Source organism: Candidatus Zixiibacteriota bacterium (assembly GCA_034003725.1).
Lineage (GTDB): Bacteria > Zixibacteria > MSB-5A5 > GN15 > FEB-12 > WJMS01.
On the sequence record JAVEYB010000001.1, the window covers coordinates 1 to 18,324 of the forward strand.

16 protein-coding genes and 1 tRNA gene are annotated in these 18,324 nt (G+C 57.7%); 9 read left to right on the forward strand and 8 right to left on the reverse strand.

Features of this window, described 5'->3' with window-relative positions; translation table 11 throughout:
* Positions 1–100: 100 nt before the first annotated feature.
* The 4 genes from RBT76_00005 to RBT76_00020 form a co-directional block, all read right to left on the reverse strand.
* A tRNA-Met gene (locus RBT76_00005) sits at positions 101–174 on the reverse strand.
* Positions 175–963: 789 nt separating this feature from the next.
* A complete protein-coding gene (gene lpdA / locus RBT76_00010) occupies positions 964–2,343 on the reverse strand; it encodes a dihydrolipoyl dehydrogenase (protein MDX9856154.1) in 1,380 nt (459 codons plus the stop codon).
* Between the two features lie 221 nt (positions 2,344–2,564).
* Positions 2,565–3,125, reverse strand: a complete 561-nt coding sequence (locus RBT76_00015) for a hypothetical protein (protein MDX9856155.1) — start codon at positions 3,123–3,125, stop codon at positions 2,565–2,567.
* Positions 3,126–3,140: 15 nt separating this feature from the next.
* Positions 3,141–3,701: an outer membrane beta-barrel protein gene (locus tag RBT76_00020; GenBank protein ID MDX9856156.1), complete on the reverse strand. Its 561-nt coding sequence runs from the start codon at positions 3,699–3,701 to the stop codon at positions 3,141–3,143.
* Between the two features lie 267 nt (positions 3,702–3,968).
* Between RBT76_00020 and RBT76_00025 the strand changes: the two genes are divergently transcribed.
* The 5 genes from RBT76_00025 (at position 3,969) to RBT76_00045 (ending at position 7,879) form a co-directional block, all read left to right on the forward strand.
* Complete coding sequence (locus RBT76_00025) at positions 3,969–4,511, forward strand: helix-turn-helix domain-containing protein (protein ID MDX9856157.1); 543 nt, start codon at positions 3,969–3,971, stop codon at positions 4,509–4,511.
* Between the two features lie 45 nt (positions 4,512–4,556).
* On the forward strand, positions 4,557–4,964 hold the full coding sequence (gene speD, locus RBT76_00030) for an adenosylmethionine decarboxylase (protein MDX9856158.1): 408 nt from the start codon (positions 4,557–4,559) through the stop codon (positions 4,962–4,964).
* 24 nt (positions 4,965–4,988) lie between these two features.
* The gene (locus RBT76_00035) at positions 4,989–6,158 is read left to right on the forward strand and encodes a type III PLP-dependent enzyme (protein MDX9856159.1); all 1,170 of its coding nucleotides are present in this window, start codon (positions 4,989–4,991) and stop codon (positions 6,156–6,158) included.
* Between the two features lie 13 nt (positions 6,159–6,171).
* Positions 6,172–7,065 carry a polyamine aminopropyltransferase gene (speE, locus tag RBT76_00040; GenBank protein ID MDX9856160.1) on the forward strand — a complete coding sequence of 298 codons (894 nt, stop codon included), beginning with the start codon at positions 6,172–6,174 and terminating at the stop codon, positions 7,063–7,065.
* A gap of 115 nt (positions 7,066–7,180) precedes the next feature.
* A complete protein-coding gene (locus tag RBT76_00045; protein MDX9856161.1) occupies positions 7,181–7,879 on the forward strand; it encodes a type 1 glutamine amidotransferase in 699 nt (232 codons plus the stop codon).
* 148 nt (positions 7,880–8,027) lie between these two features.
* On the opposite strand, the gene RBT76_00050 is transcribed toward RBT76_00045, so the two are convergent.
* Together RBT76_00050 and mazG are read right to left on the reverse strand one after the other, a co-directional pair.
* Positions 8,028–9,374, reverse strand: a complete 1,347-nt coding sequence (locus tag RBT76_00050) for a hypothetical protein (protein ID MDX9856162.1) — start codon at positions 9,372–9,374, stop codon at positions 8,028–8,030.
* Positions 9,375–9,797: 423 nt separating this feature from the next.
* Positions 9,798–10,601, reverse strand: a complete 804-nt coding sequence (mazG, locus tag RBT76_00055; protein MDX9856163.1) for a nucleoside triphosphate pyrophosphohydrolase — start codon at positions 10,599–10,601, stop codon at positions 9,798–9,800.
* 144 nt (positions 10,602–10,745) lie between these two features.
* On the opposite strand from mazG, the gene RBT76_00060 reads away from it, so the two are divergent.
* The 4 genes from RBT76_00060 (at position 10,746) to RBT76_00075 (ending at position 16,734) form a co-directional block, all read left to right on the forward strand.
* Positions 10,746–13,418 (forward strand): valine--tRNA ligase, encoded by a 2,673-nt coding sequence (locus RBT76_00060; protein ID MDX9856164.1) that lies wholly within the window; start codon positions 10,746–10,748, stop codon positions 13,416–13,418.
* A gap of 1,844 nt (positions 13,419–15,262) precedes the next feature.
* Positions 15,263–15,724 (forward strand): hypothetical protein, encoded by a 462-nt coding sequence (locus RBT76_00065; GenBank protein ID MDX9856165.1) that lies wholly within the window; start codon positions 15,263–15,265, stop codon positions 15,722–15,724.
* A 22-nt stretch (positions 15,725–15,746) separates the two neighbouring features.
* Positions 15,747–16,265 carry a hypothetical protein gene (locus RBT76_00070; GenBank protein MDX9856166.1) on the forward strand — a complete coding sequence of 173 codons (519 nt, stop codon included), beginning with the start codon at positions 15,747–15,749 and terminating at the stop codon, positions 16,263–16,265.
* A gap of 43 nt (positions 16,266–16,308) precedes the next feature.
* Positions 16,309–16,734 (forward strand): hypothetical protein, encoded by a 426-nt coding sequence (locus RBT76_00075; GenBank protein MDX9856167.1) that lies wholly within the window; start codon positions 16,309–16,311, stop codon positions 16,732–16,734.
* 88 nt (positions 16,735–16,822) lie between these two features.
* Here the strand turns inward: RBT76_00075 and RBT76_00080 are convergent, their stop codons facing one another.
* Positions 16,823–17,377: a hypothetical protein gene (locus tag RBT76_00080; protein MDX9856168.1), complete on the reverse strand. Its 555-nt coding sequence runs from the start codon at positions 17,375–17,377 to the stop codon at positions 16,823–16,825.
* Positions 17,378–17,840: 463 nt separating this feature from the next.
* The gene (locus tag RBT76_00085) at positions 17,841–18,305 is read right to left on the reverse strand and encodes a hypothetical protein (protein ID MDX9856169.1); all 465 of its coding nucleotides are present in this window, start codon (positions 18,303–18,305) and stop codon (positions 17,841–17,843) included.
* Positions 18,306–18,324 lie beyond the last annotated feature (19 nt).

An 18,324-nucleotide genomic window follows, 5' to 3' on the forward strand; every position in this document is an offset into this window, starting at 1 on the left:
AAACAAACCCATTTCCCCGTAACCCGATGCCATATCGCTTTGTACAGTGAAAAAGTCTTCCGGGCAACCTCCCCTGCAAGGTGTAACCGGCACAAAAAAATAGCGGTGCAGGGACTCGAACCCCGGACACGCGGATTATGATTCCGCTGCTCTAACCAACTGAGCTACACCGCCATCTTGTCCGCCAAATGAGCAGACACAGAAATTATAACAAACGGGAGTTTTGTCAAGTCAATACTCGCCCGCCGAAACCGGACCAACACCCGACCGGGCGCGGCCAACCCAGAGCCTTCGCGCACCATTTGATCCGGCGCCGACCCTGCCCTCGCTACCTCGCATCCTCACTGTCGCCTCCACCGCAAGACTACCACTCAGAATCGATCTTCGCGCCCGGGGAACAACTTCTCGATACGGCCACCGCCGTCAATAATACCCGCACATGACAGCGCCTGGGGCCGCTTGCTGACCAGACTCTCGGGATGCCGTTAGATAAGAAGAACCGACAGATACGCGGGCTGGGGATCACATCGACGATTGGGCAAAAAAGAAAGGAGTTGGTCCCTCACAAACCAACTCCTTCATCCCCACCTCTTAAATACCCTTCACCGCCATACTGCGTATATTCAAGAGTAACTACGTGGGGATGTATTGCAACAGTCGTGCCAGTGTCGTTCAAACTCTGAACATGTCATTTAACTTGCTACGGCACAATATCATATCTTATCTCCGTTAGCCCGTCAGGCTACTCTCTCCGCCTCGCAAATCGCAATTTCTGCGCCATCGAATCGGCCTAAGATCAGGCTCAATGACAAATATCTTATTTCATATCAATGCCTTAAAGACGATTCAAACGATCGCGACACCCAATCCGGCACAATGCGGTTTCTGCGCATTGAAGTCTGATACGCAGTATTTGCGCCAACCGTGAACCTCACTCGCAGGTTCTACGGCACACCGGCCCGTCTACAGCCGCTTTTTCGCGAGGTGCACGGACATTCCGTGCAAATCGTGAGCCGCCTCCATGATCGACTCGGAAATCACAGGATGACCGAAAATCAGCGACCCCAGCTGGGCCACCGTCAGCCCCTGGTTCACCGCAAGCGCCGCCGTATGAATAATCTCGGTCGCATGCGTCCCGACAATGTGGACGCCCAACAACCGATCAGTCTTCTTGTCGCCGATTACTTTGACTTCCCCGGCAATTTCGTTCTCGGCGTGCGCCTTGCCCAGCGCCCGCAGCGGAAACTTGCCGACCGCCACATCATGTTTCTCCGAGGCCTCCCGTTCCCGTAGCCCGACCGACGCAACTTCCGGGTGAGTGAAGATCACCGAGGGACACCCGTGATAGTTCTTGGTCGACTTCTCGCCGAGACAGTTGTCGACCGCGACCGTGCCGTCATGCACAGCCGTGTACGCCAGAAGAATCTCGCCTCGGACGTCGCCGATTGCATAGATGTTTTTGACGTTGGTGCGCATGTCCGGACCGGTCGGAATGGAGCCGTTCTTATTGAGGGTCACACCGACCTCGCTCAGGCCGATATCCTCCGTCAAAAACGCCCGACCTATCGAGACCAGCACCTGGTTGGCATTGATCGTCTCCCCGCTCGACAACTTCGCCTGCACTCCTTCGGGCCCGGGTGTAACCGATTCCACGCGCGTTTTGGTATGAAGCTTCACCTTCAGTTTTTTCAGTTCCCGCTCAATCAGGGTCGAGCAGTGCTCGTCCTCCATCGGCAGCGCGTGGTCAAGCATTTCAACCATCTCCACCTGTACGTCCAGCATGGAGAGCATGAAGGCCCATTCGCAGCCGATCACCCCGGCGCCGATTATCAGCATCTTCTCTGGGAGGTGCGCAAGTTCAAGCAGATGATCGGACGTGAGAATCCGCTTCCCGTCGATCGGAAAGGCGGGCAAACTCAGCGAGCGCGACCCCGTCGCCACGATTATGTTCTTCGCCTCCAGTCGGGTCTCCTTGCCGGCGTCGTCAACGACTGAGACTTCATTCGGGCCGGAAATGCGCCCGAATCCCGCGACATGCTCAACACCGTGCGACTTGAACAACTGCCCTATACCGCCGGTCATGGTGCTCACAACCTTGTCCTTGCGCTTAAGCATCGCCGGCCAGTCGTAGACCGGCGGCGCCGTCAGTGTGATGCCGAATTCCCCGGCATGTTTCATCCTGTGATATTGGGTCGCGGAGGCAATAAGCGCTTTCGAGGGTATGCAGCCCCGGTTCAGGCAGACGCCGCCGAGTTCACGCGCTTCGATAACGGCAGTTTTCGCGCCCTTCATGGCTGCCCGAATGCAGGCCGTATAACCGCCGGGGCCGCCTCCGATTATCACTATATCATAGCTGGCGATGGTGGTCTCTCCTTTACATTAGCCCAACTGTTCCACGTTGGGGGGTAATGTACGAGAATTCGCGCATTTGGCAAGTCCGGAGGCGCAACCACATACCGACTCGTGCCGTCGGGACCGAGAAGGATTACTGCCGAGATTGGGCAAAGAAAAGGCGGACCGACCCCGGAGAGCCAGTCCGCCTGTCAGATTCAGCGAAGCGCCGCTTAGCTGTCCTTGGCGGCGAGAGTAATGATAATCCGTATCGAGTCCACCTGACCGCCGAGGCCGCCCGAACCGCCCGTGGCGATCGCATAGTAGTCGAACAACCCGCCTTTCACCAGCGTCTGGAGCGTGCTGATATTGCTCAGCAATCCCAGGGACTCGGCATAAGTAACAAATCTCTGGGTCCCTGCGCCCGGCGTCCCGGCCGGCACGGTCAACGGACCGAACACGAGAGTTGCGAGAGAGTCCACGTCAGCCTGATCCAGCGTGTCGTCCGGCATCGTAGCCTCATGAACGTACCCGGTATAGGTCCACTCCGCGGTCTCATTATTGGTGATCCACAGTTCGAACCCGACCACTTCGATCCGGTCAATATCGTCTTTGTGTTCCTCCCACGTATCGTTTTCAGTCAAGTCCACCGCGGTTGGATAGAACCCGGTCTGGGTGGTAAATGAGAACGACTCCACCACCACGAACGTGCCGGACACTATCTTGCATCCGACAACCACCAGTGCAAGGAGAGCAAGCCCGGCGAGTGCCAAAACAGCTTTTGACTTCATCATGACGTTTTCTCCTGCCTAGTTGGCGCCGAAGTAGTAGTTGAGGCCGCCGGTGATCGAAACCGATTTTTTCGAGACGTCACCCTCGGACCCCGCAATGTGGGCTTTGCCGCGAAGATCGATATCGATTTGCGGGGAGAACCCGATACCAAATCCGAATCCGGCCGAAATGCCCGCTTTGGAGCCGACCTCGCCGAACACGGCATCAATCTCATCGTTTTTCTGATTGTAGAATCCGAGCCCTGCCACGAAGTAAGGCTTGAATCCCATCTTCCCGACCTGGTTGCCCAGCGTGGCATCAATACCGAATGCCGTCACCGACGACCCGTCGATGTCAAACTCGAATTCGTCGTTGTCGGGCGCCCCGTAACTCGTAAACGAAATGTTCGGCTCGATCACCAGAATCGGTATCAGTTGGTAGCGGATCTTGAATCCAAAAACCGGCCCCGATGCCTGGTCATCCTGCACCACCGGTATGTTCAAGCCCCCGAACGCGCCGATTCCTAGCTTGGCCGGCCCGGCGCTCACGATCGACGCGCAGAGTAACAGACCAAATAACAGCGCTCCTGCTCTTTTCATGTTGACTCCTGAATGAAAAAATTAGTGGGTGGATGGCTCTGGAAACATAGCACTCTGCTGATCCAATGTCAACCAGATCCACGCCAAAATAGACCCCCATTGCAGATGTCTGGTCAAACGCCGTGCTGCCTCCAGAAGAAATCGCGAAAAGCTTGGTTTGGGGGGCAAAAAGGCCTTGACAACGGTAACCTGCTTTGTATATTTGGCGGTCTTTATTAAACAAAAAGGTTGTGTTTATTAAACCACGGCCGAGCGACCGGGTAAACGATGGATCTTCGTATCGGTGAGAAAATCAAGGCCTTACGGCTGGCCTCCGACCTGACACAGGCCGAACTGGCCGACCGCGCCCAGCTGACCAAGGGGTTCATTTCCCAGCTGGAAAACGACCAGACATCGATCTCGGTCGACTCGCTGGCTGATATCCTGGGAGCCCTGGGAGTCTCGATGGGAGAGTTTTTCTCTGAAGTCGAAGATACCAAGGTCGTTTTCGGTCCTAATGACCGAGTACCGATCGAACGGCGGGGCGTGAAACACTTCGACGTGCTCGTGCCGGGGTCGACCAACAACCTGATGGACCCGATCGTGCTCGAACTGGACCCGGGAGAGGCGCTTGACAAGCAGGGACCGCTTCCCGGCGAGCAATTCGGCTACGTGATACGCGGGGTTGCCACACTGGCCATCAACCGCAAGGCGCACCGGGTACCGACCGATCACTGTTTCTATTTTTCGTCCGACCGGGAACACCAGATCCGGAACGACGGTACTGAAAAAGTCAAACTTGTGTGGGTGACGAGCCCGCCGTTGATGTAACACGAAATGCCTGGAACCCTTAACCGCTGAAGGAGGGATCGAAAAATGCGCATACTCGGACGTCATCTCATTGTCGAGTACTGTGATTGTGACCGCAAGGCACTTGACGACCTCGAATATCTCGAGCACCACATGAATGAGGCCGTCCGAAAATCGGGCGCCACTATCGTGCGGTCGATGTTCCATCGCTACAATCCCCAGGGGGTTTCGGGCGCCGTGATCATCGCTGAGTCGCATATCTCGATCCACTCCTGGCCGGAATACGGCTATGCGGCAGTCGACTTCTTCACCTGCGGTCAGTCAGTGGATCCGACCAAAGCAGCCGAGTACATGAAAGAGAAACTCGGATGCAAGCGGGCCGAGATCAAGGAACTGCGCCGTGGAATTCCCTCGGACGTGGACGAAGTAATCGACCACAAACCGGTCGCTCTCCCTATCACTGCAGCCCGGTAGCACGGCTGCACGGAGGAACCAAGGATGACGTATTCGTTTGACGTCAGCACGATGGAGCAGACTGCCCTGATGGGCGGTTTGGACGTCGGGCTGGTCAAGGATTTGTTCAAAACCAGAGGGCTCGACACCCCCCTGTTGCTGCTGTCCCGTTCGGAAGTCAGGCGCGCGATCGAAGATCTGCGCTCCGCACTGCCACGGGCGGAAATATTCTATGCCGTCAAGTCGAACAACCACCCCGCGATCATCGAGGAGGTCTTCGCGGCCGGTGGCAATTTCGACGTCTGTTCGGCCGGCGAGCTGAAAGGCGTCATGCAAACCGGTATCGACCCAAAAACCCTCCTCCATACGCACCCGATCAAGACGGCCGAGGAGATCGACCTCGCCCTCGAAGCGGGCGTGGAGATGTTCGTGGTCGATAATCCTTCCGAAATCGCCAAGCTGAAACGGATCACCGACCGGAAGCTGAAAATCCTCATTCGCTACCGGGTGCATCTCAACACGACCGCCGTGGTCAACCTGCAGTACAAATTCGGCTGCACGGTCGACGACGTGCTGGCGCTGGCAGACGCCGTCCGAGAGGCCGGTCACGTGGTCCACGGGCTCTGCTTCCATATCGGTTCGCAGTGCATCTATCCCGAGAACTACGTCAAGGCGATCGCCGCGGGCGGTGAGTTGATCGACGAGCTGGCCCAGGCCGGCCACACCATCCGCCTGCTCGATATCGGCGGCGGGTTCCCGGTCCCGTACGTCGAGCCGGTGCCCGACATCCACGACTTCTGTGAGCCGATTCGCGAAGCGCTGGATGAGCTGATTCGACCTGACATCCGCGTCATTTGCGAGCCGGGACGCTTCGTCTCGGCAAGGGCCGTAACCCTGGTCTGCAGCGTGATCGGCAAGTCCGAGCGCGACGGCAAGATGTGGTACTATCTCGACGACGGCATCTATTCGACCTTCTCGGGTATCGTGTTCGACCACTGTCAGTATCCCGTGGTCCACGACAGCCAGGGCGACGAATACCTGTCCGTGCTCGCCGGGCCGACCTGCGACTCGTTTGACACCCTCTATGACGGCCTCCTGCTGCCGGAACTCGAGATCGGCGACCTGCTGATCTTCCCCCGTACCGGCGCCTACTGCGCCGTCTCCGGGTCGGACTTTAACTCACTCAAGCGGCCGCAGTACCGCGTGATCGACTGAGGGACCGACAAGCATGGCAAGCAAAGAAACGAAACAGGGTCTCCGGGTTTCAGACAAGGCGCTGGAAAATCCGATGAACCTCTGGTACAGCGAACTGGCCCAGGGGGCCGCCGGATTGACGCTCAAGGTCGACCGCTTCCTCGAGTCGACGGAGTCGGAGTTTCAGCGTATCGAGGTCATCCAGAACAAGCTGTACGGCAAGCTGCTTGTCCTGTACGGCTCGCTCATGGTGGCCGACAACGACAACAACGCCTACAACGAGATGCTCGCGCACGTGCCGTTGTTTTCGCACCCGAAACCGGAGAACGTCCTTATCATCGGCGGCGGCGACTGCGGCACGCTGACCGAAGTTATGAAGCACCCTGAAGTCGGGCGCTGCACGATGTGCGAGATAGATCGCATGGTGGTCGACATCACCCGGAAGCATCTTCCTCATCTGACGATAGGGGCCGATGATCCGCGCGCCGAGTTGATATTCGACGACGGCAAGCGCTATATCGAAACGACCGACCGCCGTTTTGATGTCATCGCCCTGGACCTGTCCGATCCGGTTGGTCCTGCCGAGGAGTTGTTCCAGAAGCCGTTTCACCAGACGGTGTATGACAAACTCGCGGATGACGGCATTATGGTGGCGCAGTCGGAATCGCCGTACTTCAACAAGGAGATCATCCGGCGAATGTATGCGAACCTGAAGGACATTTTCCCGATCGTGCGGATGTATTTCTGCTTTATGCCGATTTATCCGTCGGCCCTGTGGTCGTTTGCGTTTTGCAGCAAGAAACACGACCCGATCCGGGATTTTGATCGCGCCCGATGGGACAGGCTGGCTCTGAAGACGCGCTACTATAACGCGGAAACGCATGTCGGCGCCTTCGCTCTCCCGCAGTTCGCAAAAGAACTGGTGTAGGCCCGGCGGCCCACCTGAAGTTCGACCATGGCGAATGGCAGGTGCGAACGAAAAACGGAAATACACAACAAAGCCCGGGCGAGCCGGGCTTTGTCTTTTATCACAGAGGAAGCGTATGAAGCCTGTGATTGTTATACAAAACTGCGAAATAGAATCTCCCGGCACGATCGGTTTGTACTTGCAGGATCGCCGGATCCCGTTCGCCGTGGTTCGTTCGTTTGCCGGCGAGCGGTTGCCCGCACCTGAGGATTTCAGCGTCCTGATTGTTCTCGGGACGCCGAAATCGGTCACCGAGTACCGCCAACACCCGTATCTCGTGGAACTCTTTACACTTATGACGCAGACGATCCGCCGAGGGCAGCCTATCTTGGGAATTTGCTTCGGCGCGCAGCTTCTCGCCCACACGCTCGGCGCCCGGGTGGAACCGAACAGGGTCAAAGAGATCGGGGCCATGACGGTCACACTCACCGACGAAGGCGCATCGGATCCGCTTTTTGCCGGATTCGACCGGGAGTTCCCGGTCTTCCAATGGCATGGCGACACTTTCCGGATACCATTCGGCGCGACCCATCTGGCGAAGACCGACGATTGTAAGAATCAGGCTTTCCGGAAAGGCAACCTGGTTGGCCTGCAGTTCCACCTCGAAGCCGACCCCGATGAGGTCCCGCAATGGTGTGATGCGTACGCCGGTGAACTAACCGAAGCAGGCAAGACCAAAGACGGAATAATCGACGGCTGCCGAGCCTCCGCCGACCATACCCGCGCCCTCGGCTTCAGACTCCTCGACAACTTCTTCAACCTGATCTCCAAATAATCCCTGCGTGCTATACGTCCCCGTGCACCACGTACCATCGCCATGATCCGTGCGTGGTGTACGTCCCCGTGCACCACGCTGGATTCCACGAAGCACAAAAAAAACCCGGCCCTGCCGGACCGGGTTTTGTCGTCGAGAGAAGCTTCGACTAGAAGCTGTAGATCGCAGACATACCGGCGTTCATACCATTGGTCTCGCCGGAGATGAAATTCAGACCTTCGAGGAACAACTCGGGGTTCGTCCAGGTGTCGACCGTGAACCGGCCCCAGTTGAACGCAAAGCCGAGATAGGTGCGGTTATCCGGCCAGCGATAGATATCCTTATCCTCGGTTTCGCCGTCGTAGATGTCCTCTTCGCTGACGTTGCGCCAGTAGCTGGTCGCACCGAACCGGACATCCAGCCAGCTCAGCACTTCGCCTTCGAAGCCGATGCGCACGTACGGCAGGGTCGTGATGGTTGTGTTGTACTCCTCGGTAACCGCAGGATCGGCCTGATTGTCGACGTATTCATAATCGGCCTTGGTGTAGGAGAGACCGAAATCGAGTACGGCGAGCATACCGGCCGACGGCATATAGTGCATGCCGCTTCCAACCGTAATAGCCATGAGGTTCAGCTTCGCGGTGTTCGGGTCTTCGAAGAAGCCGCCGTCGTAGTAGTCTTCAGACTCGAACTTGGCATACACAAACGACGCGTGCGGGACCAGCGTTACCACCGGGTTCATCTGCTTGAAGTAACGGCCAAGTAGCGTGAAAGACATGTTGCCGGACGGCTTTGTGTAATCCAGTTCGGTATCATCGCCGCCACCGGGAGGCGTACCATAGGTCTTGTCTTTCCAGGTCAGCATCTGGATGTGCGCGGCGACATCCCACAACCCCGTGGCTTCAGTCAAGCTGAAACCGAAGTTGTAGCGGCTGAAGGACAGATCTTCGGAGGTGTTACCGTCCGCATCCTCGTCACGATAGGACGAATGAAGCTTCGAGAACGAGAAGCCGAACTTGTTCCCGCCGAGCATGCGTGAGTAAAGCAGGGAGATCCGCTCGTTACCGAATAAGTACTCGGCAATCGGCATGCCCCATTCATCTTCATCGAACATCCCGCCCCACCAGTAGTCGAAAAACATGTTGTCGAGACCGGCCGGCATAAACATGGCGCCCAGGTAAGCCTGGTCATAAAACTGGCCGACGCTATTGTAGAGATACGTTCCCAGGACGAACGGCTTGTCTTTGCCGAACTTCCAGTGAACCCCGAACTGATTGAACGTCGGCTCGTAGCCATAGTACTGGGCAGCATCCTTGTCGAAGTAGTCATCGTACGAAAACTCTCCGATTGCCACATCCGGATAGTCATACAGACGCGACGGATACAGCCAGATGTTGGCCTCGTCGAGCATGATCTCGTTGTTTTCACCCATCGAACGGACGCGGGTGTTGGTCGCGAACGACGCTGCGCTCAACAACAGCACAAAGCACAGGGTAAGCGTTACCAGTTTCTTCATCGCAAAATCCTCTTCTATGTAATCAACCGAAGTCTGTTATTAGTTTCGAGTTTTGAGTTAGGTCGGTGCCGGGATGGCACCCGGGCCCCTACATACGGCCCGCGTCAGTGCTTCATAGGCAACCCTCCATGGTTCCGGGGCGAATCCGATGCGCCCTCGTTACTAGTCCACCATTGTGTACTGCGTATGTATGGTTAGGTTTTGTAGGTCCACCTTTTTCGGATTTCTCTGAAATCGGGCCCAATAATACACTTGTTGGATTTTAAGACAAGTAAAAAATGACACCTTTTTGACGCCACACAGAACGGGAAAAAAATTCCCATAATAGAGATATGATTTGAGGTTAGATCGGATCCACTATGTCGCAGAAGCCTGCCCGCCGTCGCCTGCGATAAAACCTTGGGGACGAGTTCCGGCGGAAACCTATCGCTTCACTCGCTGCCAGATCGCCTCGAGTTCATCGAGCGTGTACCGATCGAAACTGTGGCCTCTCTCCCTAATTTCGTCTTCCATCCGGTCAAAACGTGTGCGGAATTTATCCAGCGCGCGGCGCAGGGCGATTTCCGGATCAACATCGAGCTTGCGGGCAAGCGATGCGACCGCGAACAACAGGTCCCCGATCTCGTCGGCAAGCGCTTCGCGGTCGGGAGTCGGCCGGTGCGACATGGCCGCCTTCACTTCGGCCACTTCCTCGTCAATCTTATCGAGCACGTCGGTTGCCGATTTCCAGTCGAAGCCCACACCGCCCGCTTTTTCCCCGAGCCGAAACGCCGCCGTCAGCGCCGGCATGTTTCGCGGCAGTCCTCCGAGCACAGATTGCTTTTCACCGGACGAGGTTTTGATCTTTTCCCACTGATCGCGTACCTCCTGCGGTTTGAGATCCTTGCGTTCTCCGAACACATGCGGATGCCGGTTGACGAGCTTGTCGACCACGTGCGACACGGAGTCGTATATGTCGAACTCCCCCCGTTCCTTCGCCAGCTGGGCATGAAAAACGATCTGGGTGAGCAGGTCGCCAAGTTCTTCCGCAAGCTGTTCGTGGCGGCCGGACTCGATCACTTCCACCACCTCGTACGTTTCCTCCACCAGGTACGGCAGAAGTGACTGATGGGTTTGTTTGCGGTCCCAGGCACAACCCTCCGGCGAGCGAAGGATTTCCATCAGAACGGTGAGTCGTTCGAAGGGGGCGAGATCGGGGTCGTAGACGCGGGATTTTAAGTCTTTCATAGAGTTGCCGATACCTGTCCTAACGGTTTATTCCCTAGCCGGTCGGTCAGCCTTGACAAAAAATGCACCCCGGCCTATTATGGGAGCCTTGATCCGGCGCAGCCCGCGGGCTGTAAAGACAACAATATACGGATACCCCGATTTATGAGCAATACGAACGACGACAGCAGAAAGTCCGCCGCGTACAACCCGTTTGAAGTGGAATCACGGTTGTACGATCACTGGGTGGCATCCGGTTATTTTCACGGCCGGGCGGATTCCGACAAGAAATCCTACTCGGTGGTCATTCCGCCGCCCAACGTAACGGCAGTGCTGCATCTGGGTCATGCGCTGAACAACACCATTCAGGACATACTCGTACGCAAACACCGCATGCAGGGTTTCGAAGCGGAATGGCTGCCGGGATCGGACCACGCCGGAATCGCCACACAGGTTATCGTCGAAAAGCAACTGGTGAAAGAAGGCACCACGCGGCGAGAGATCGGCCGGGAGAAGTTTGTCGAACGGACCTGGAAATGGGCGATCGAAAACAAGGACCAGATCCTCAACCAGCTCAAACGAATCGGCTGCTCGTGTGACTGGGAACGGACGCGCTTCACGCTCGACGAGGGTTTGTCGCGGGCGGTCGCTGAGGTGTTCGTGCATCTGTACGAAAAGGGCTGGATATACCGGGGCCACCGGATCGTCAACTGGTGCCCGTCGTGTAAGACCTCGCTGTCCGACGACGAGGTCGAGCACCAGGAGTTCGACAGCCATCTCTGGTACATTAAATACAAGATCAAAGGCTCCGACGAGTATTTGACGGTGGCGACTACGCGGCCGGAAACCATGCTCGGCGATACCGCGCTGGCCGTCAATCCCAAGGACAGTCGGTACAAAAAGCATATCGGCAAAACGGTCATCCTTCCTATTCTGGAACGGGAAATCCCGATCGTTGCGGACAGCTATGTCGATCCGGAATTCGGCACGGGCATCGTGAAGGTGACGCCCGCGCACGATCCGAACGATTTCGAAATCGGCAAGCGGCACGACCTGGCCGAAGTGAACATCCTGAATATCGACGGCACCCTCAACGAGAATGCGGGCAAGTTCAAAGGGATGGACCGGTACGACGGCCGCAAGGCGCTCGTCGAGGAACTGAAAAAGAAGTCCCAACTCGCAAAGACCGAAGATTATCGACTGTCCGCAGGGACCTGCTATCGCTGCCACACGATCGTTGAACCGTACCTGTCGGACCAGTGGTTCGTCAAGATGAGCGAACTGGCGCAGCCTGCGGTCGAAGCGGTCAAGTCGGGCAAGCTCCGGTTCCATCCCGAGTACTGGACCAAGACCTACCTGCACTGGATGGAGAATATCCGTGACTGGTGTATCTCTCGACAGCTCTGGTGGGGCCATCGTATCCCGGTGTGGTACGCCGAGGACGGCACCATGTTTGTCTCGGTCGACCGCCCAACCGCGGCCCAGTGCCCCGGCTATGACCCGGCAAGGCTGGTTCAGGACGAGGACGTGCTCGACACCTGGTTCTCCTCGTGGCTGTGGCCTTTCTCTACATTCGGCTGGCCGGAAAAAACGAAAGACCTCGAGAAGTTTTATCCGACCAAAGTGCTGGTGACCGCCTCGGAGATCATCTTCCTCTGGGTGGCGCGAATGGTGATGGCCGGCTACGAGTTTATGGGCGACTGCCCGTTCACCGACGTGTATATCCACGGCACCGTGCGCGACGCCAACGGCGTGAAGATGTCCAAGTCGCTCGGCAACGGGATCGACCCGCTGGAGATAACCGACAAGTACGGCGCCGATGCGCTCCGGATATCGATGGTGCTGGCCACACCCGACGGCCAGGATCCGTGCGTGAGCCGCAATACGTTCGAGGTCGGCCGGAATTTCGTAAACAAGCTGTACCAGGTTTCACGCTTTGTGATGATGCGTCTTGACGGAGCGCCGCCGACGCTGGACAAGCTCGGCGATATCGACCTGGTCATTTTCGATCGCTGGATCCTCTCCCGCCTCGAGCGCACCAAGGAACAGGTGGAGCGCGCCTTCAGCGAGTACCGGTTGAACAACGCCGCGAAAGTGCTGTACAACTTCGTCTGGGAAGACTACTGCTCGTGGTATATCGAACTGATCAAACCCGATCAGCCCAACCAGTCCATTCGTGCGGACTCGCTGACAGTCGCGACCTACGTGCTGGGCGAAATCCTGAAGCTGCTGCACCCGTACGTGCCGTTTGTCACCGAAGAGATCGGTCGGCTGCTGCGCGGGGAGCAGTCCAACGGCGCCCCTACCCTCACGTTCGGGCCGTGGCCCACGATCGACGAGCGCCGCAAGGACGAGCGACTCGAAGAATCGCTTCGACAGATACAGGAAGTGGTAACGGCCGTGCGATCGATCCGGTCGGAGTTGAATGTCCCGCCGGGCAAGAAGTCCGACCTGTACATCCGGGTCGACAGCGAGTCGTTCGGCGCGCTGCTGAAAAACCATTACGAGTACTTCCGGTCGCTGGCGCGGGTCGAAACGCTGCACTGCGGGGTCGACGTCAAAAAGCCCCCGATATCGGCGTCCGCGGTTATCTCCGGCGCGGAGATATTCGTGCCGCTCGCGGGTCTGATCGATATCGAAGTCGAAAAGAAGCGGTTGCAGAAGAGTCTCGACGAACTGACCGGCCAGCTTGACAAGGTATCGCGCAAACTGGCCAACGCCGACTTCCTCGCCAACGCGCCGTCGGATGTCATCGAACGCGAGCGAGCCAAAAAAGCCGACTACCAGGAACGCATTGAGCGGCTCAACCGCAACCTCGAACAGATCCTCGACTGGTAGCGCAACGAATCTGTGCGTGGTGTACGTTCTCGTGCACCACGATACCCCGCTCATGTTGCGTCAGGTGCTAGTCCGCCGGAGGCGGGCGACACGTGACGCGGACCGGACACGCCAATGGCGTGTCCGCAATTGGTACCGCACCGCTTGCGGTGGACCGTGTCACCGCTTACCTGACGAAGGATGAAAGGAAACCCACCCAAAGGGTGGGCCACCCCGCCCGTCCGTGCACAAAGCCGTGCGAACAACTTTTTCGTTGTACAAGTGTGGCGCCCTGCACGTTACGGGCAAATGGGTTCGTTTTGTCATTTTTATGGGGACCCCATTCTTTTCTTTTCCCCCGATCATGATATCCGGCAGGGGAATAACCGGTATTTGGGCAGGTTTTTGACAATCGGTCGCGATGCAGAGGTACCATTGTTTTTGCGCTCCGTGTGAGTCGGGTCTTTACTAAGGGGGCCGGGCATTTTTTCCATCGAAGTGGTAGGGAAAGTGTGGGGTTGCGTGGTGCACGGGGACGGGCGCCATGCACGGTGGGAAGTCGGCGGGTTCGAAGACGGACGGACCCGCCCTACGGGAGCTTTCGCGGGGAACCGACAGCCCGCCTGTTTACACCTCAAGTCAATCCCACCCGGGACGGGTGGGCTACTCAGGGTAGCGAGTGCGGTCAGGCGGGGTCGCCTGACCGCACTTATATAGGCTTTTTCAACAAGCCCGGGGCGCCAGCCCACCGAGGCCGACCGGTGCGCCCGTGGCGTGCGGGGCTCGGCCGTTCTCTGGCGGGTTCGAAGGCGGACTGGCCCTGCGGGAGCTGTTTATACCTCAAGTCAATCCCACCCGGGACGGGTGGGCTACTCGGTGCAGTGAGTGCGGACAGGCGGGGTCGCCTGACCGCACTTGTATAGGCTTTTTCGACATGCCTGGGACGCCAGCCCACCGAGGCCGACCGGTGCGCCCGTGGCGTGCGGGGGTCGGCCGCTCTCTGGCGGGTTCGAAGACGGACCCGCCCTGCGGGAGCTTTCGCGGGGAACCGACAGCCTGCCTGTTTACACCTCAAGTCAATCCCACCCGGGACGGGTGGGCTACTCAGGGCAGTGAGTGCGGTCAGGCGGGGTCGCCTGACCGCACTGATATAGGCTTTTTCGACATGCCCGGGGCGCCAGCCCACCGAGGCCGACCGATGCGCCCGTGGCGTGCGGGGCTCGGCCGATCTCTGGCGGGTTCGAAGACGGACTGGCCCTGCGGGAGCTTTCGCGGGGAACCGACAGCCTGCCTGTTTACACCTCAAGTCAATCCCACCCGGGACGGGTGGGCTACTCGGTGTAGCGTGTGCGGTCAGGCGGGGTCGCCTGGCCGCACTGATATAGGCATTTTCAACAAGCTCGGGGCGCCAGCCCGCCGAGGCCGACCGGTGCGCCCGTGGCGTGCGGGGGTCGGCCGCTCGCTGGCGGGTTCGAAGACGGACCCGCCCTGCGGGAGCTCAGCGAAGCCCTGATCGGCGAACCGATCGCATTTGACCCAATTCACGATGGTCTCTACCAGGTCCACTTTGGACCACTCAAGATCGCCGTCTACGACGAAAGAACACGAAAACTGACAAAACCCATGATCGCATCGAGGAATCGGCGTTGATCACAAACCACAAAAGTGTTACCCATGTAGTGAGTCTATTCTGTTACCCATGTCGAGAAATGCACAAACAGAAGAAGAAACCCACCCAAAGGGTGGGCCACCCAGCCGCATGGCCGCCGTCCTTTTTCTTCTTCATTCTACACTAGTTCTTTCATAGATTGGGACAGCCGCTCGATCACCATCGAGTTGGTGGGGAAAATGAAAGGGAGACTCTGTTGGTAACACCCGAACCAGAACCCTCGCGCTTCCGCCGTCTTCTCAAGCGAGCGGGCCCGATGTTGGCCTGTGCGCTGCTGATGCTCCTGGCACAGTGCAGATGCCCCGTAGACGAGTTCTATGAGATCGATCTCGTCAACAATGCTGATCACAACATCGGCTATTATTTCGCCGATGGCGGCAAGTACGGCACGTATTACCCCGACTCGCTTCCGCAAACCAGTGAATATGTCGTGTACGATATAAGTAAGGTCACCAGCCCGGGGCTCGGTAGTAGCGTGCCGTGGGACGAGTTCTTCGACGGCCTGCCGCGCGACACGCTCTCGCTGTTCATCTTCCACACCGACACGCTTAACGAGTACACGTGGGAGGAAGTGAGAGACGGTTATATGATCCTTCGCCGTTATGATCTCAGCGAGGCCGATGTCAAGCGGATGAACTATAGGATAGTGTATCCATGAGAGATCAACGGACGGAGCATTGATGTACTCGATCGATAAACATGACCGGGTCGAGGAACTTACCTACGTTCCGCAATCGTCTGTTGGCGCGCCGGAGCCGGTCGTGCTGGCTTCTGAGCATTCGCTGCTCCTGGCGTACTCTCTCGAACACGAGTCCGATGTGAAGGCCGCCGACAATGTTTTGCTTCTCGAGTCGCACGCGGAGGGACCGCCCGTTGCGTTGGTGACGTTCGTTCGGCCTTCCGCGCACCTGTTTGGCCCGCCCAACGATGAAGCGTTTGCGGGGCATCCCTTAAGCGAGCGGGGACTGGAGCGCTATGGTGTGTTCGAGGTCCACCGATCTTCGTGGATCAGGCAGCTGGAGCGGATGAACGCCGTGCATCCCAAACACGACAAGAAGTGGTTTATGGAAGGGAAGCGGCATTTCATATTTACGTTTCACGACTCGACGTTTGAGTGCATCGCGCGGGGGATGGAGATCGCGGTCGGCCGCGGCTGGGTGATGTCGGTGATCCGTGAGGGGTTGGAGAGATTGCGGTAGGGCTATGCAGCGGGATGGGCCACCATAGGATACACGAGAGAGCATGAGATTTCTGATCGATTTCTTTGACTACATCTTCTTCCGCTCCTTGCTCTTCTTCGAGAAGAGTGGCTTTGCGATGCCTCCCGTAGACAACGCGGCATCGTGGGTGGGAATTATCCAGCTCGGGATTGTGTTTAACCTCGCCCTCCTGCCGAAGGGACTTGAGTTGGTGGAGCGGTCGAACGACGCAGTCAGGCTTCTATTTATCTCTCCGATGTATAACTTCGTGCGTTATCATTTGAAGTCGATTTCGCAAGACGACTTCGCAGTATTCCGCGATAGGTGGTCTTCGGAGTCACCGACCACTCGAAAGATTCGCGGCTGGCTCATAGCGACCGCGCCGATTTCCCTCGTGCTCCTGGCGTACGTGATAACGCTGATTTTCTTCGAGCCAAGGTTCTGGCCAAATACGGGAGGCTATGGATGAGTGCTGATCCGAAGTCGTGGGTAGGTCGCCCATAGCTGCTATGGGTTCTCTCGATCACGCGTTTCAGCAACGTGGCCCGCCCAGTCGATCAATACATCATCACTGTCGCCACCAGCGACACGGCCGTGTGGGTGGCGTTGGCAGCGTCCCAGGAAATATGCCCCAGGAGAAACCGCGCGCCAATCTGCACGTGCTTGATCGGCTCGACTCCACTGCCGATCGTCACATACGGACCGATACCATTCTCTCCGCCGGATTCGTAGACACCGCGCAGCACCCCCGCTGCGATATTGGAGTACCAGGGCAGACGGGTGTCGAAGTAGTGGTACCAGGACGGTCCGAAGTAACCCCGAAAAGTAGCGTCTCCCTCGCTCTCAAAGTCGAAGTTCCATTCGAACAGGAGGATGTCACCGTCCGACCAGCCGGCCCCGATGCCGAAACCAAACCCCCAGCCGTAGGCTGTCTCGTTACCGAAGGGACTGTAGGGTGAGTCCGGCCAATCGGCGGCCGGAAGAAACGATGCGCTGAATTGAGCTGCCATTCCGCGACGACTGCCGGGTGGGTTTTCGGCCTGTGCGGTGGACAGCGGGACTGCGAATAGGAGCAGCGTGAGGCAGACTGAAGTTCTCAGAAATGCTCGCATTGAAATCCTCCCCGTGAGTGAGTAGTGCATCCGGAGCAACTATATACTATGCCAAGATAGCGCTATCCCGAGCCCACCGCAAGGGGTGGGGTACCCGTTGATCACAAACCACAAAAGTGTTACCCATGTAGTGAGTCCATTCTGTTACCCATGTAGTGAGTCCATTCTGTTACCCATGTCGAGAAACACACAGAGCTTGAGTGAATCCCACCCGGGACGGGTGGGCTACTCAGGGTAGCGAGTGCGGTCAGGCGGGGTCGCCTGACCGCACTGATATACGCTATTTCAACAAGCCCGGGACGCCAGCCCGCCGAGGCCGACCGGTGCGCCCGTGGCGTGCGGGGGTGGGCCGCTCGGGGTAGTGAGTGCAGTCAGGCGGGGTCGCCTGGCCGCACTTATATAAGCTTATTCAACAAGCCGGGACGGGTGGGCGAGACTTTTCGGATGTAATGGGAAAACAAGGCTACGACTGGGGGGCGCGTTCGGCGAGAGAGCCGAGCAGCTCGCCGACCGTGCGGGCGCCGGCCGTGTCGGGAAATGACGCCATCTCCATCGGGATGACTTTCTCGAAGCCGTTGCCGGAAAGAGCAGCCAGTTCCTTGAGGATGATATCGGAAATGCGACGGGCGGTCAGTTCGGCGTCCTGACGAGACGTCTCCGGAAAGAGGATCGCCACCACCCGGTCGTCGATGAAAGCGAAATTGTCGCTGGCGCGGACATTTTTCTGGATAGTGTGACGGATCTGCTCGAAGGCCGGGCCTGCGTTGCCGTTGAAATGGGCGCGCGCGAATGAAAAATCAAGTGAAACCAGCGAGACAAACGTACGATACCGTTCTGCACGAATAATCTCGATTCCGGCCTGATTCAGGAACGTCCTGACGGGCAGGTAGTTTTCTACGGCGAAGGGGCTGGGCATGGGGTCGACCATCAACTATCCTTGTACGACT